At 65.4% G+C, this 14,621-nt stretch carries 16 protein-coding genes and 1 other RNA gene; 12 read left to right on the forward strand and 5 right to left on the reverse strand.

Features of this window, described 5'->3' with window-relative positions; translation table 11 throughout:
* The first annotated feature begins 14 nt into the window (after window positions 1-14).
* Window positions 15-353, forward strand: coding sequence for a glutaredoxin domain-containing protein (locus G365_RS0113950; RefSeq protein ID WP_245554759.1), 339 nt, complete (start codon window positions 15-17; stop codon window positions 351-353).
* 397 nt (window positions 354-750) lie between these two features.
* Window positions 751-2,904: a catalase/peroxidase HPI gene (gene katG, locus G365_RS0113955; RefSeq protein WP_019646146.1), complete on the forward strand. Its 2,154-nt coding sequence runs from the start codon at window positions 751-753 to the stop codon at window positions 2,902-2,904.
* A gap of 112 nt (window positions 2,905-3,016) precedes the next feature.
* Here katG and thiE read toward each other — a convergent pair whose 3' ends face one another.
* Both thiE and G365_RS23075 read right to left on the reverse strand, forming a co-directional pair.
* Complete coding sequence (gene thiE / locus G365_RS0113960) at window positions 3,017-3,679, reverse strand: thiamine phosphate synthase (protein ID WP_019646147.1); 663 nt, start codon at window positions 3,677-3,679, stop codon at window positions 3,017-3,019.
* A 113-nt stretch (window positions 3,680-3,792) separates the two neighbouring features.
* Window positions 3,793-4,176, reverse strand: a complete 384-nt coding sequence (locus G365_RS23075) for a hypothetical protein (RefSeq protein WP_019646148.1) — start codon at window positions 4,174-4,176, stop codon at window positions 3,793-3,795.
* A gap of 401 nt (window positions 4,177-4,577) precedes the next feature.
* Between G365_RS23075 and G365_RS0113970 the strand changes: the two genes are divergently transcribed.
* From G365_RS0113970 to G365_RS0114000, 8 genes are all read left to right on the forward strand, one after another.
* Window positions 4,578-4,841, forward strand: coding sequence for a hypothetical protein (locus G365_RS0113970; protein WP_019646149.1), 264 nt, complete (start codon window positions 4,578-4,580; stop codon window positions 4,839-4,841).
* A gap of 5 nt (window positions 4,842-4,846) precedes the next feature.
* The gene (zapA, locus tag G365_RS23080; RefSeq protein WP_019646150.1) at window positions 4,847-5,563 is read left to right on the forward strand and encodes a cell division protein ZapA; all 717 of its coding nucleotides are present in this window, start codon (window positions 4,847-4,849) and stop codon (window positions 5,561-5,563) included.
* 9 nt (window positions 5,564-5,572) lie between these two features.
* Window positions 5,573-5,733: non-coding RNA, 6S RNA (gene ssrS / locus G365_RS23580), on the forward strand.
* 32 nt (window positions 5,734-5,765) lie between these two features.
* On the forward strand, window positions 5,766-5,954 hold the full coding sequence (locus tag G365_RS0113980) for a hypothetical protein (protein ID WP_019646151.1): 189 nt from the start codon (window positions 5,766-5,768) through the stop codon (window positions 5,952-5,954).
* The gene (locus G365_RS0113985) at window positions 5,947-6,537 is read left to right on the forward strand and encodes a 5-formyltetrahydrofolate cyclo-ligase (protein WP_019646152.1); all 591 of its coding nucleotides are present in this window, start codon (window positions 5,947-5,949) and stop codon (window positions 6,535-6,537) included. The genes G365_RS0113980 and G365_RS0113985 overlap by 8 nt, the downstream gene beginning before the upstream one ends.
* A gap of 45 nt (window positions 6,538-6,582) precedes the next feature.
* A complete protein-coding gene (locus tag G365_RS0113990; RefSeq protein WP_019646153.1) occupies window positions 6,583-7,401 on the forward strand; it encodes a TIGR00282 family metallophosphoesterase in 819 nt (272 codons plus the stop codon).
* Between the two features lie 182 nt (window positions 7,402-7,583).
* Window positions 7,584-8,702, forward strand: a complete 1,119-nt coding sequence (locus G365_RS21650) for an alpha/beta hydrolase family protein (protein WP_155976284.1) — start codon at window positions 7,584-7,586, stop codon at window positions 8,700-8,702.
* Window positions 8,703-8,791: 89 nt separating this feature from the next.
* Complete coding sequence (locus G365_RS0114000) at window positions 8,792-9,994, forward strand: M24 family metallopeptidase (RefSeq protein ID WP_019646155.1); 1,203 nt, start codon at window positions 8,792-8,794, stop codon at window positions 9,992-9,994.
* Between the two features lie 83 nt (window positions 9,995-10,077).
* On the opposite strand, the gene G365_RS0114005 is transcribed toward G365_RS0114000, so the two are convergent.
* Window positions 10,078-10,473: a RidA family protein gene (locus G365_RS0114005; protein WP_019646156.1), complete on the reverse strand. Its 396-nt coding sequence runs from the start codon at window positions 10,471-10,473 to the stop codon at window positions 10,078-10,080.
* 188 nt (window positions 10,474-10,661) lie between these two features.
* Here G365_RS0114005 and G365_RS0114010 point away from each other — a divergent pair, with 188 nt between their 5' ends.
* The gene (locus G365_RS0114010; protein ID WP_155976285.1) at window positions 10,662-11,246 is read left to right on the forward strand and encodes a TetR/AcrR family transcriptional regulator; all 585 of its coding nucleotides are present in this window, start codon (window positions 10,662-10,664) and stop codon (window positions 11,244-11,246) included.
* Window positions 11,247-11,263: 17 nt separating this feature from the next.
* On the opposite strand, the gene G365_RS0114015 is transcribed toward G365_RS0114010, so the two are convergent.
* A complete protein-coding gene (locus tag G365_RS0114015; protein WP_019646158.1) occupies window positions 11,264-12,130 on the reverse strand; it encodes a LysR family transcriptional regulator in 867 nt (288 codons plus the stop codon).
* Between the two features lie 107 nt (window positions 12,131-12,237).
* On the opposite strand from G365_RS0114015, the gene G365_RS0114020 reads away from it, so the two are divergent.
* Window positions 12,238-13,542, forward strand: coding sequence for an aspartate aminotransferase family protein (locus tag G365_RS0114020; RefSeq protein WP_019646159.1), 1,305 nt, complete (start codon window positions 12,238-12,240; stop codon window positions 13,540-13,542).
* A 48-nt stretch (window positions 13,543-13,590) separates the two neighbouring features.
* On the opposite strand, the gene G365_RS0114025 is transcribed toward G365_RS0114020, so the two are convergent.
* The gene (locus G365_RS0114025; protein WP_019646160.1) at window positions 13,591-14,475 is read right to left on the reverse strand and encodes an FAS1-like dehydratase domain-containing protein; all 885 of its coding nucleotides are present in this window, start codon (window positions 14,473-14,475) and stop codon (window positions 13,591-13,593) included.
* Window positions 14,476-14,621 lie beyond the last annotated feature (146 nt).

Consider the following 14,621-nt stretch of genomic DNA (forward strand, 5'->3'; position numbering starts at 1 on the left):
AACTATCGTCTGGAATGACAGGCGCAATCCGCTATGGTGACTGCACCGCGCTGAAGCGCACCCCGCAGACCCGCACATCAGAGAGGGCACCGACGATGAAGGTCGAGATCTACACCAAAGAAACCTGCATGTTCTGCCACAAGGCGAAGGCCTGGTTTGCCGAACACAACATCCCTTACGAAGAAAAGGATGTCGGGACCACCGCCGCTTTCTCCGCCATGCAGGAGCGGGTGCCGGGGGCAAAGACCGTGCCGCAGATCCTGATCGACGGTCACGTTATCGGCGGCTGGGATAATCTGTCGGCCTACGCCGAGCCGATCCTGAAAAAGCTGCGCACCGCCTATCCGGCGTAACCCTGTTACAGACTGCTGACCGTTATCCGCAGAAGCCTGCCGTCTCACCACGGCAGGCTTCTGTTGTTTTGGGGCAGTCTCTTCCCGACATCATCTGTTTGCATGCGAAAAGGGCCCTGTTTTCGGCGGAAACAGTTGTGCCGTTTCTTATGAGGGATACCCTGTTTGAGGGGAGCATCGTTGCCCCTTGGCCGTCCCCGTAACAGTGGAGAATTTTAATCGTTTAATGCGATTAAAAGTATCGGAAGTATCGTCTTTATAATTTAAGTCAGGCTGGTAAGGTTTTTGAACAGGGCGATGGATGCCGATGCCCCCCCGCCGCCCTCCGGCATACGCCGCTTCCCGGAATTCAGCTTCCCGGTATCCCGACAATTTCAGCCATGATCGGAGTCTCGATATGGACACCACTTCTTCCGGTAAATGCCCGGTTCTGCATGGGGGCAATACCGCTTCCGGCTCCTCCCCGACCCACTGGTGGCCGAAGACCCTTAACCTCGATATTCTGCACCAGCATGACAGCAAGACCAATCCGCTGCCCGGCGTCAGCTACCGCGAGGCGCTGAAGTCGCTGGATGTCGAGGCCCTGAAACGGGACCTTAAGGCGCTGATGACCGACAGTCAGGACTGGTGGCCTGCCGACTGGGGCCACTACGGCGGTCTGATGATCCGCATGGCATGGCATGCGGCGGGCACCTACCGCAGCGCTGACGGGCGGGGTGGTGCCGCCACCGGCAACCAGCGCTTCGCCCCGCTGAATTCGTGGCCGGATAACGGCAATCTTGATAAGGCCCGCCGCCTGCTGTGGCCGATCAAGAAGAAATACGGCAACAAGATCAGCTGGGCTGACCTGATCGTGCTGGCCGGGACCATGGCGTATGAGTCGATGGGCCTGAAAAGCTTCGGCTTCGGCTTTGGCCGCGAGGATATCTGGCACCCGGAAAAAGACATCTACTGGGGCAATGAAAAAGACTGGATGGGCGCCGACCGTTACGGCGACGACAGCCGGGAAAGCCTTGAAAACCCGCTGGCCGCCGTACAGATGGGCCTGATCTACGTCAACCCGGAAGGGGTGGGCGGCAAGCCCGACCCGCTGCGGACCGCGCAGGACGTGCGGGAAACTTTCGCCCGCATGAGCATGAATGATGAAGAGACCGTCGCCCTGACGGCGGGCGGCCACACCGTCGGCAAGGCACATGGCAACGGCGATGCGGCGAAGCTCGGCCCGGCCCCGGAAGGGGGCGAGATTGAGGATCAGGGCTTCGGCTGGCTGAACAGGTCAGGCCGTGGCATCGGCCGCGACACCGTCACCAGCGGGATTGAAGGGGCGTGGACCACCCACCCGACGCAGTGGGACAACGGCTATTTCGACATGCTGTTCGGCTATGACTGGTGGTTGCAGAAATCCCCGGCCGGGGCGTGGCAGTGGGAGCCGATCGACATCAAGGAAGAAGACATGCCGGTTGATGTCGAGGATCCGACCATCCGCCGCAAGCCGATCATGACCGATGCCGATATGGCGATGCGGTTTGACCCGGAATACCGCAAGATTGCCGAGCGGTTCCACAAAGATCCGGCTTATTTCTCCGAGGTGTTCGCCCGGGCGTGGTTCAAGCTGACCCACCGCGACATGGGGCCGAAGGTCCGCTATGTCGGGCCGGATGTTCCGGCGGAAGATCTGCTGTGGCAGGATCCGGTTCCGGCGGGCCGTACCGATTATGATGTCGGTGCCGTTAAGGCGGCGATTGCGGCCACTGGCCTGAGCGTCAGCGATCTGGTCACCACCGCATGGGACAGTGCCCGTACCTTCCGGGGGTCAGACATGCGCGGCGGGGCCAACGGTGCCCGCATCCGCCTTGCCCCGCAGAAAGACTGGGCCGGGAACGAGCCGGACCGTCTGGCCCGGGTGCTGGCGGTGCTGGAGCCGATTGCCGCCGCCCACGGTGCCAGTGTGGCCGATGTGATCGTGCTGGCCGGTAATGTCGGGGTGGAGCAGGCGGCGAAAGCAGCCGGTATCACGGTCACCGTTCCCTTCCTGCCCGGCCGGGGGGATGCGACGGCAGAGATGACCGATGCCGCGTCCTTCGCGGTGCTGGAGCCGGTGCACGACGGCTTCCGGAACTGGCAGAAGGCTCATTACACCCCGGCCCCGGAAGAGCTGTTGCTCGACCGTGCCCAGCTGATGGGTCTGACCGCACCGGAAATGACGGTGCTGGTCGGCGGGATGCGGGTGATCGGCACCAACCACGGCGGCAGCCGTCACGGGGTCTTCACCGACCGCGTCGGGGCGCTGACCACCGATTTCTTCACCACGCTGACCGACATGGCCTATACGTGGGTGCCCACCGGCCGCAACAGCTATGACATCCGGGACCGGAAGAGCGGTGAAACCCGCTACACCGCCACCCGTGTTGATCTGGTGTTCGGCTCCAACTCGATCCTGCGTGCCTATGCCGAGGTTTACGCACAGGACGATGCCCGCGAAATGTTCGTGGCCGACTTTGTCGCGGCCTGGACCAAGGTGATGAACGCAGACCGCTTCGATCTGGTCTGAGTGGCCTGAAACCAGAAAAGCCCCGGGGCGCAGGCTCCGGGGCTTTCTCTGTCAGAGGGGGGGAAGACGGAGGGGCGGGCCGCTTGACCGTCTGCCTTCCTTCGATGGTCCGTTACAGCGCCAGCACCGGGCCGAAAGCCTGAACGGCGGCGGCGGCCCCCTGCGGGTGGGCCCAGACGCCCGACGAGACGGCGATGAAGTCCGCCCCGGCTTCGACCAGCGGGCGGGCGTTTTCGGCGGTGATGCCGCCGATGGCAACGCAGGGGGTGGTCATCATCGACTGCCACCATTCCAGCAGATCAGGTTCGGCGTGGAACTTGGCCTCTTTGGTGGTGGTCGGGAAAAAGGCACCGAAAGCGACGTAATCAGCCCCGCTTTCAGCGGCGATCATCGCCAGATGGCGGCTGTCATGGCAGGTGACGCCGACAATGGCATCCGGGCCCATGATGGCGCGGGCCTGTTTGTACGGGGTATCTTCCTGCCCGACATGCACGCCGTCGCAGCCGGTTTCTTTCGCCAGCTCCGGATTGTCATTCAGGATCACGGCAACGCCGCGTTCCTGCCCGACCGGGCGCAGCACGTCAACGGCGCGGCGTACGGTATCGTCATCCACGTCTTTCAGGCGGATTTGCAGGGCGGCAACATCCCCGGCATCCAGTGCGGCGGCGAGGGTGGCGGCAAAGGCTTCCACATCCGGCAGGACAGGCGGGGTAATCAGATACAGGCGGCAGTCCCGGGGATCGGAAGCGGGCTCGGAAGAACGGGATTTAGCCATCGGGCGGGGTCCAATACAGACAGAATGAGGCAGGCGACAGACATGGCAGGGCAGGCAGAAATGCCGGTGCTGCCCCCTTCATAGCCCGCTCTGCCCGCCGCTTCAATTCCCGATCATGCGAAACTGTCAGCCGGGCCATCTTCTGCCCGCAGCAGGACTGTCCCGCTTTGGGTGGCAATCGCCTGCATCCGGGCCCACGCCGGGGCGGGAACGGTGCCCGACAGTGCAACGGCGGTCTGCCCGTCCGCCCAGGCGGCAAGTGCCAGACCGGGGGCGTCGCCGCAATCCAGCACGCAGGTCCAGACCGGGGGGGCGGGCAGGGCTGCGGCAACATGGCTGACCGCCAGCCGCAGCCAGCGCGGCCCCAGCCAGCAGGCGGCGCCGGGGGCGCTCCACAGTTCTGCCGGGCGCGCCTGATCCGCCGCGCGCAGAAGGGCGGTGCGGATCTCGTCGTGGGTGCTGACCCGCAGACGCAGGGGATCAGAAAAGCCGGACACGGCAGGGGGCTCCGCCAAAGGCGTTGACCGGGGCAGGGCAACGGGCCTATGCTTATACAATCTTTTAATGTCACACGATAGTGTGCTGAAACCGCTTAGAAAGGGCGCGCTGAGCGTTTTAGAAAGAGCGTGCCGAACATTTTAGAAAGAGTGTGCTGAAACCACTTGAAAAAGAGCATTAAAAGCCCTGTGGGGCACAAAGGGGGTCCGCATCGCCGGGCTTCATACTTCTTTAAGTCCCGCTGGGGCAGAGTAAGCTCGGGTGCCCCCGGTGTGCGCCTGTGCCCGGTTTGCGCCGGTGGCGATATCAGCACTGTCGCCGCTGTCACCGGGAAACAGCGCAGCTGACAGAGCCGGGAAGAGCACATCTGACAGAGAATGAGATTTTGGAAGAGGCTGCCATGGATACGCCTTCGATTTCGCCGCGCCGGATTGATCTGGCCCTGTCCCGTCTGGGCGATGCCGTTGACCTGCTGGAGCAGGCCGGACAGGCGGCCCTTGACCGGATGGCGGAGTCCGGGCATGACAGCGGTAATCTGGCCGCCCTGACGGCGGAACTGTCGGCCGTGCGGTCGGATTACCAGTCCCTGAAGCTGACCGGTCAGCAGGCTTCCGGGCGTATTGATGCTGCCATTGGCCGCCTGCGGGCGGTGCTGGAGATGTGAGCGGGATGGCTCAGGTTACACTGACAATCAATGGACGGTCCTACAGCATCGGGTGCGAGGACGGGCAGGAACAGCAGCTTCAGGCGCTGGGCCATGACCTTGACCGCCGGGCGCGGTCGCTGTCTGAGGCCACCGGCGCGGTGTCGGAAGGGCTGATCCTTGTGCTCGCCAGCCTGACGCTGGCGGATGAGCTGGGCGATGCCCGCCGCACCCGTGACAAGGCGCAGGAAACCCTGAACGCCCTGTCGCACGAAGCCGAGCTGATGGTCGAGGAAAAAATCGCCGAGGCTCAGGCCGAGGCGGAAGCCGCCATCGCTGCGGTGCGGGAAGAGGCGCAGGCCACCATCTCCGCGATCCGTGAAGAGACCGAGTCTTCGATGGCTGAGCTTCAGGCGGAGCTGGACGCCCTGCGCGCCCAGACGCAGGAGCAGGTGATGGAGGTACGCGCCCGCGCCGACCGGCAGATTGCCGAGGCACAGGCTGAGGCGGCCCGTCTGGGGGAAGGCAGCAAGGCTGAGCTGTCGCGTCTGGAGGGAGAGGGGACCGCGCTGAAGAAGCAGCTCGCCGATGCCAAACAGGCGCTGGAAGCGGCCCGCTCGCATCTGGAACAGCGCCGGAATGAGCATCAGACCCTGCGTCAGGCCGAGGACGATATCGCGTCCGCGCTGGAAAGAATGGCCGCGCGCATTGAAACAGTTGCAAGAAGCCTCGCAACGTCTTAAGTAAAGGGTGCGAGGCTGCCCGGTGCGTGAGGTGCACTACTCCCGGGGGCTATAATATTCAAACGAGGGAGCTGTCCCTGTAGGGGCTCTGGCCTTTATACACGGCGCCCACTTTGTGCTCGCGGCCTTAGTGGAGGGTCTGCGGACCAACGGCCTACGGTGGCTTCGCACTGCTTCCTGCTCTTGCGGGAGACCGGATCTGATGCCGGATCTTGCGGAAAAAGAAGAGAAACACAAAACCGGTAATCGCGTTCATTCTGCGGTTGCCGGTTTTGTGTTTTTAAGAGATGTCTTCAGAGGGTGCCAGATGCCGTATTCAGGCGGTGGGGCCCGTCTGGGGCCGGGCAGGACGCCCGCCGGAAAACCGGAGAATCCGAACGACGATGACTGAGCTGAAAGATGCCCTGCGGCGGGCAATGCGCCCGCAGCGCCGTGCTTTTGCCGCTGCGGCCCCGGCTGCCGGACGGCTTCTGGCGGCGCTGGCGGTATCGCACCCCACTTTATGGGGGCAGTTGACGGCCCCGGGGGCGATGGTCGCCGGATATTACCCCCTGCCGGGCGAAATGGATGTGTTGCCGCTGCTGACGGCTCTGGCCGGGGTGGGCGTTGTCACCGCACTGCCGGAGGTGACCGGGCGGGGCCAGCCGCTGCGGTTCCGCCGGTGGTCGCCGGGGGATGCGCTGACCGAAGGGCTGTTCAAGACCCTGCATCCGTCGGCAGACGCGGCGGAAGTGATCCCGACAGCGGTGGTGGTGCCGTTGCTGGCCTTTGACCGGGCGGGGTACCGGCTGGGCTATGGCGGTGGGTACTATGACCGCACACTGGCGGCCCTGCGCGCTGCCGGGCAGGGCCCGGTGACGGTGGGGGCGGCTTTTGCCGGTCAGGCGCTTGCCGAAGTGCCGCGAGAGGGTCATGATGAACCCTTGGACTGGGTTGTGACGGAAAACGCGGTGCTGTCCTGCCGGACGACCTGACCGACGGGTCTGGCCGGGCGGGCACCGCTGAACAGGATTATTGGTATGCGCTTGATGTATCTGGGGGATGTGGTCGGCCGGTCCGGCCGCGATGCGGTGGTGCGTGAGGTGCCCCGTCTGCGCCGTGATCTGAAGCTGGATTTTGTCGCCGTCTGCGGTGAAAACGCGGCCCACGGTTTTGGCCTGACTGCCACCATCGCGCAGGAGTTTTACGACGCCGGGGTCGATGTGGTGACGCTGGGCAACCATGCGTGGGACCAGCGCGAGATGCTGGCTTATATCGACCGCGACCCGCGTATCGTCCGGCCGGCCAATTACCCGGATGGCACCCCGGGGCGCGGGGCGGCGCTGTATAGCCTGCCTGATGGCCGTAAGGTGCTGGTGGTGCAGGTGATGGGGCGGCTGTTCATGGATCCGCTGGATTGCCCCTTTGCCAGCGCGCAGGCGATTTTACAGAAGTATCCGCTGGGCGCGGCAGTGCAGGCGGTGATCGTCGATATCCACGCCGAGGCCACCAGCGAAAAAATGTCGATGGGCCATTTCTGCGATGGCCGGGCCTCTCTGGTGGCGGGCACCCATTCCCATGTGCCGACCGCTGACGCGCAGGTCCTGCCCGGGGGCACCGCCTACATCACCGATCTGGGGATGTGCGGCGACTACAACTCGGTGATCGGGATGAAGAAAGAAGCGGCGATGTCCCGCTTCATCCGCAAGATTCCGGGGGAACGGCTGTCCCCGGCGGAAGGCGAGGCGACGGTCTGCGGTGTGGTGGTGGAAACGGACCGCAGCGGCAAGGCGGTTTCTGTCCAGCCGATCCGCATTGCCGGGCGGCTCCAGCAGGCGGAGCCCGGGTTTCCGCCCTGATGGCGTTTTCCGATAGCGTTTTCCGCTGATGATGGCGGAAGGCGACCCTTTCAACCCCCGTTTTCTGTGATTTTTCACGGAAAGCGGGGGTTCTGCATTTGGCACGCCTTCTGCTAAGCACGCCTTCCATTAAAGACAGGCCGGGGCCGCAGCAGCGGCGCAGAGCGTGAAAGGATGCGGGAATGACAGGGTGGACGCGGTCAGTCATGGGGCTGGCAGTATCGGTGATGGTCGGGGCGACGGTGGCCGGAGCGGTGCTGATGACGGCCCCGGCGGAGCGGCAGGGGCAGGCGGCGGAGCGTCCGCCACAAGCCCCGCTGCCGGAAACCCTGCTCGCGGCACGGCGGCTGATGGTGGAGTGGCCGACGGAGGACGGCCTGCGCACCTTTCCCGTGGCGGTGTGGTATCCGGCGGCCCGTGGACCGGCCACGCAGATGGTGGGCGATGGCCCGCTGCTGACCGGGGTGGCAGTACAGAAGGATGCCGTCCCGCAGGCCCCGCTGGGGGCACGGCTGCCGCTGGTGCTGCTGTCGCATGGCAGCGGCGGCAACATGGCCAATCAGGCGTGGCTGGCACGCGATCTGGTCGAGGCTGGCTATGTGGTGGTATCGCTGACCCACCCCGGCAGCACCACCGGCGATTCCTCCGCCCGGAAGGCGATGGCCCTGTGGCAGCGCCCCGGCGATCTGTCAGCGGCGCTGGAGACTGTTCTGAGCGATCCGCAGATCGCACCGCTGGTTGATCCGGCGCGGATCGCCGCCATCGGTCATTCGCTGGGGGGCTATACGGTTCTGGCCGCGGGTGGGGCACGGCTTGACCGCGATGCTTACCGCGCCCTGTGTCAGCGGCACCCGCAGCAGGGGGATTGCGCCTATTTCCTGTCAGCGGGGCTCAGTTTTGACAGTCTTGACCGCCAGCGGCTGGAAGGATCGTACCGTGATCCGCGCATTAAGGCGGTGGTGGCGCTCTCCCCGGCCTTCGCGCAGGCCTTCTCCGCCGACAGTCTGGCGGCGTGGCCTGTGCCGCTGCTGGTTGTCGTCCTGACCGGGGACGAGCTTTTGCCCCACGCCGCCAATGCGGCGGCGCTGGCCGCACGGATTCCGGGGGCGAGACTGCTGGAACAGCCGGGCGGTCACTTCAGCGTGCTGCCGGAGTGTAAGCCCGGCGGGAAGGCCCTGCTGGCGCAGGAGCCGGACCCCTCTGACCGCTTCCTCTGTGATGATGCCGGGCAGGACCGGGCACAGGTGCATCAGCAGGTCAGTACGGCAGTGCGGGCCTTCCTGAAGGATACAGGGGTGTAATACTTCTGGATTTTGGATACAATCTTGCCGGTGCGCGGCGCCATGCTAGGATGGGGGTCAACCCACAGCGTAGTGTAAGGACATTATCGATGGCCCTTGGTGTCGGTGGCTCTGACCCGCAGACTGAACTTGCCGCCCTGTCTGACATGACCGGCGGCATCGCCCCGATCACGGCTGAGGAATACGCCGCCCGCATCGGTAAGGCGCAGGCGCTGATGCAGGCGCAGGGGCTGGATGCCGTGTATGTGCATGCGGGCAGCAGCCTGTATTACTTCACCGGCACCCGCTGGAACCCCAGCGAGAGGATGGTGGGGGCGCTGATCCCGGCCCGTGGCCCGCTGACCTATATCGCGCCGGCGTTTGAGGAAAATACCCTGCGCGATTACTGGGTGATCAGCGGAGAGATTGCGGTCTGGCAGGAACATGAAAACCCGGCGGCGCTGTGCGCCACCCTGCTGGCCGGGGCGGTGACGGTCGGGCTGGACGAAAGTACCCCGTTCTTCCTGTTCGACGCGCTGCGGCAGGCTGCCCCGGCGGTGACATGGGTGAATGCCAGACCGGTGACCGCCGGGTGCCGGATGCAGAAATCCACTGCCGAACTGGCGCTGATGCAGCGGGCGAAGGATATGACCCTGCGGGTGCATCAGGCAGCGGCGCGGATCCTCCGCCCCGGTATCACCACCCCCGAGGTGGCGGACTTCATCGACCGGGCCCACCGGGCTGTGGGGGCGGCTGGCTCCAGCTTCTGTATCGTGCTGTTCGGCGAAGCCACCGCCTATCCGCATGGGGTGAAAAACCCGCAGACCCTGCAGGATGGCGACATGGTGTTGATTGATACCGGCTGTAAGCTGCACGGCTACAACTCCGACATCACCCGCAGCTATGTCTACGGCACTCCGACGGCGGACCAGCGCCGGGTGTGGAACCATGAAAAGGAAGCACAGGCCCGCGCCTTTGCCGCCGCCGTCCCCGGCGCGCCATGCGGGTCGGTCGATGTGACCGCCCGCACCTATCTGGAGGAGCAGGGCTATGGGCCGGAGTATGCGGTGCCGGGTCTGCCGCACCGCACCGGCCACGGGATCGGGCTGGATATCCACGAATGGCCCTATCTGGTGCGTAACGATCAGACGCCGCTGGCACCGGGCATGTGCTTCTCCAACGAGCCGATGCTGTGCCTGTACGGTAAGTTCGGCGTGCGGCTGGAAGACCACTTTTATATGACTGAAGATGGCCCGCGCTGGTTCACCCAGCCCAGCCACAGCCTTGATGACCCGTTTGGCTACGGGGCCTGAGCCGGTCAGCATCGGGATCAGGGCATCCGGGGCGGCAGGGATGATCCTGCCGCCCTTTTTCATGGGCTGGGGCGGTGGTCAGATCAGGCTGCCGGGATCCGGGCAATCGCCTTGATCTCGAAATCAAAACCGGCCAGCCACGTCACGCCGACGGCAGTCCAGTTCGGCAGCGGATCGGTGGGGATGACGCTGTTACGTACCGCCATCACCGTTTCCAGCTGCGCCTGCGGGTCGGTGTGGAAGGTGGTGACATCGACCACATCGCGCAGGGTGCATCCGGCGGCGGCGAGAACGGCGGTCAGATTGGCGAAGGCCTGCTCCACCTGTCGGCGGAAATCCGGCTCCGGCGATCCGTCGGCACGGCTGCCGACCTGACCGGAGACAAACAGCAGGTCGCCGCTGCGGATGGCGGCGGAGTAACGGTGCCGCTGATACAGTTCATGGCGGTCAGCAGGAAAGACGGCTTCAGGTCTGGTCATCGGGGGATCCCTTTCTGACAGGGGGTGTGAGGCTGCCGGGGGATGTGAGGCTGACAGGGGATGTGAGGGCTTCACAGATCCGGGGCGTGTTGATATACGCGGCGTATGTCACCTATATCGTTACATACGGGGCGTATGTCAACTCGCATACGCACCGTATGTAAATTTTTGTGCCGGGAGAAAACCGCATGGCAACCCGACGGGCTGAGAAAATGGAAGAAACCCGGCAGCGCCTGTTGGCCGCCGCCCGTGTCGCCTTTGCCGAAAAGGGCTATGCCGCCGCGTCGATGGATGATCTGACGGCAGCGGTCGGCCTGACGCGGGGGGCGCTGTACCACCATTTCGGCGACAAGCGCGGCCTGCTGCTGGCGGTGGTGACAGAGATAGACGCTGCAATGGCGGCCCGCGCCCACGCCATCGGCCAGCAGTGCGGCACCCTGTGGGATGCCCTGCTGGCGGAAGGGGCAGCCTATATCGATATGGCCCGTGAGCCAGAGGTGCAGCGCATCGTGCTGCTTGATGGCCCGGCGGTGCTGGGCGACCCGTCGCAGTGGCCCAGCCAGAACAGTTGCCTGCAAACGACCACGCAGGTTCTGCGGCGTCTGATTGCCGATGGCACCGTCAGAGCGGTGGACCCCGAAGCCGCCGCCCGGCTGATCAATGGGGCAGCCCTGAATGCGGCGCTGTGGGTTGCCGCCAGCAACACCCCCGAAGAGGTGCTGCCCAAGGCGCAGGAGGCCTTCCGGGTACTTGCCAGCGGCCTGCTGGCGTAAGGTCTGTTTCCGGTCCTCTACACCGTCTGTCGGTCGGCCAGTGTCGGCAGCACCTGCCGGATGTGATCGCCAAGGGCCCGCACAGCCGGGCCGGGGCGGGGCTCGGCGTATTCCACCGCGATGCCGATGGTCGGCAACGGTGGCATTCCGGCGGTGACGATGTGCAGATCGGGCGGTACGGCGGTGCGGGTCAGAACAGCGATGGCATGGCCGGACCGGGCAATGGCAATCAGTCCGGCCAGACTGTTGCTGGCGAAGGCGACGCGGTAGCGGCGGTTCAGCGCATCCATCGCATCGCAGGCGGCGCGGTAATCCAGTGTGCTGGGGGCGGTCAGGGCCAGTGGCAGGCTGGCCGCCGCCAGCACGGCGGGCTCCGGCGCGTCAGCAACCCAGACGAAGCGTTCCGGGCGGATCACCTCCGGGTGAGCCGGATCAGGCAGCGAGACCAGCGCGATGTCGATCTGGCGGCGGTGCAGCAGGGGCCGCAGCTCCGGCGTCGGGGCGCAGACCATCCGCAGCTCCACCTCCGGGTTGCGGGCGCAGAAGCCTTTCAGCAGACCGGGCAGAAAGGTGATCGAATAGTCTTCCGGGCAACCAAGGCTGATCGCCCCTTTCAGGGTGGTGCCGCGCAGGTCGGCCAGCATCTCATCATGGCGGGCCAGCAGGGCGTCGGCGTGGTGCAGCAGGCGCTCTCCCGCCGTGGTCAGGCGGACCCCCGCCCCGGTGCGGTGCAGCAGAATATGCCCGGTCAGGTCTTCCAGCCGCCGCATCTGCATGCTCAGGGCGGACTGGGTCCGGCCAACCTGCACCGCAGCGGTGCTGAGGGAGCCGGTGCGGGCCACCACGGAAAAGCTGCGCAGCAGGGCAAGATCGGGCTCGGGCATTGGTATCAGTCCTTCTGATATCGGCTTGCAATATTATCAATTTTTCTTGCAGCGGGACAGTTGTTAGCGTGAAGACCGGTTCTGACATCGCCCGTAAGGAGGCCCCCATGTCCCGCAACGCCGACCCCGCTTTCTGGGAAGCCGCTGATAAGCACCTGATCCGCTATGGCTCGGCCTTTGAGCGGCTGATCATTGAGCGGGCCGAAGGCAGTTATGTCTATGATGCCGACGGGCGGGCGATCCTTGATTTTACCTCCGGGCAGATGAGCGCGGTTCTGGGCCACGGCCACCCGGATATCGTCGCCACCGTGCAGCGGCAGATGAGTCAGGTTGCTCACCTGTTCAGCGGTATGCTGACCCGCCCGGTGGTCGATCTGGCCCGGCGTCTGGCAGACCTTGCCCCCGGGCTTGACCGGGTGCAGCTGCTGACCACCGGCGCGGAATCCAACGAAGCGGCAATCCGCATGGCCAAGCTGGTCACCGGCGGTCACGAGGTGGTGGCCTTTGCCCAGAGCTGGCACGGTATGACCGGATCGGCAGCCTCGGCCACCTACAGCGCCGGGCGGCGCGGGTATGGCCCGGCGGCGGCGGGGTCGCTGGTGATTCCGGCCCCCAATGCGTACCGCCCGCGCTTTACCCACCCCGATGGATCACTGGACTGGCAGACGGAACTGGATGATGCCTTCTGGCTGATCGACCGTCAGTCCACCGGCAATCTTGCCGCTTTTATCGCCGAGCCGATCCTGTCGAGCGGCGGCATTCTGGAGCTGCCGCCCGGCTACCTCGCCGCCCTGAAGCGCAAGTGCGAGGAACGCGGTATGCTGCTGATCCTTGACGAAGCACAGACGGGGGTGGGGCGCACCGGGCATCTGTTCGCCTTCCAGCGCGACGGGGTGACGCCGGATATTATGACCCTGTCGAAAACCCTTGGGGCCGGACTGCCGCTGGCGGCGGTGATGACCACCGGCGCCATTGAACAGACGGCGTTTGAACGCGGTTTTCTGTTCTACACCACCCATGTGTCTGACCCGCTGCCCGCCGCTGTCGGGGTGACGGTGCTGGATGTGGTGGCGCGGGATGGTCTGGTGGCACAGGCCGTCAGCCGGGGTCAGCGCCTGCGCGACGGCCTGCTGGGCCTGCAACAGCGCTTTGACTGCATCGGTGACGTCCGTGGGCGCGGCCTGTTACAGGGGATGGAGATCGTCACCGACCGCAGCACCAAGGCCGCGGGGTTCGAGCTGGGGGCGAAAATTATGGAAGAAGCGATGCAGCGGGGCTTAAGCATGAACATCGTCAAGCTGCCCGGTATGGGCGGTGTGTTCCGCATCGCCCCGCCGCTGACGATCTCAGAAGCCGAGGTCGATCAGGGCATCAGCATCCTGTCGGATGCCATCACCGCCGCCGTAGCCTGACAGCAGTGGGGAAAGGGGGCGAGGCCCCCTTTCATGCCCTTCTCTCTCTCACGGGGTGGAGCCCCCCGCCCACGCTTCCATCGCCACCGGGCCGCCATCACGGGCGGCCCACAGGCGCAGGCCGTCGCCGTCCGGGGTGGCGTGCAGGGTAAAGGCGGCATCATCAAACAGTGTCGACAGGCTGCGGAAGCGGAAAGCCCCCGGGGGCTGGCCGTTGATCTCTGCCGCGAAGTGGCACAGCAGCGTCGCCAGCATCGGGCCATGCACCACCAGCCCGGGGTAGCCTTCCACCTGCCGGGCATAGGGTGCGTCGTAGTGGATGCGGTGGCCGTTGAAGGTCAGGGCTGAATAGCGGAACAGCAGGGTCGGCGTCGGAGTGATCCGCCGTTGCCGCGCCCCCGCCGGGGCAGGGGGCGGGGCGTCTTTGACCGCAGTGTCGGCGGCTTCGCCGCGATAGACAATGTCCTGCCGCTCGGTCAGCAGGGGGCGGGCATCGCCACCGGTGATGTCGTGTTCGACGGTGACAAAGCACAGGGGGCCGGTCCGGCCCTGTTTCAGCGTAATGTCTGTGACGGTGGAGCGGCGGGTGAGGTCTTCGCCGATGCGTGGGGCATCGTGAAAGCGGAAGGCACCACCGGCCCACATCCGGCGTGGCAGCGGCACCGGCGGCAGGAACCCGCCCTTGGCCGGGTGACCGTCGCGGCCAAGCTCATCCATGGCGGCGGCAGGCGGGGCGATGCACAGGTGAATCAGCAGCGGGGCGGCAGCCCCGGGGGCCGGGTCGCACCGGCAGCCCAGTGTGGCGGCAAAGCGGCGGGCCAGTTCCGGCGTCAGGGTCTCGGTGGCGGTTTCGCTGCGCCCGATCCAGCCGCCCAGCAGGGAGAGGTCAACAGGGGTGGTGTTCACGGGGGTGGTGTTCACGGGGGTGGGCATTGCGCTACGCTCCGGCAGGGGGCAGTCCCTGCCAGCGTAAAGGGGCGGTGCCGGTCCGGCCAGAGCAAAAAACAAAGGCCCGCACCGGGGAACCCGGGCAGGCCTTGGTCTCAAGAGTGCACTCTCGTGCCCGTTACGGAATGCGT

It is taken from the genome of Novispirillum itersonii subsp. itersonii ATCC 12639, assembly GCF_000381985.1.
Lineage (GTDB): Bacteria > Pseudomonadota > Alphaproteobacteria > Rhodospirillales > Rhodospirillaceae > Novispirillum > Novispirillum itersonii.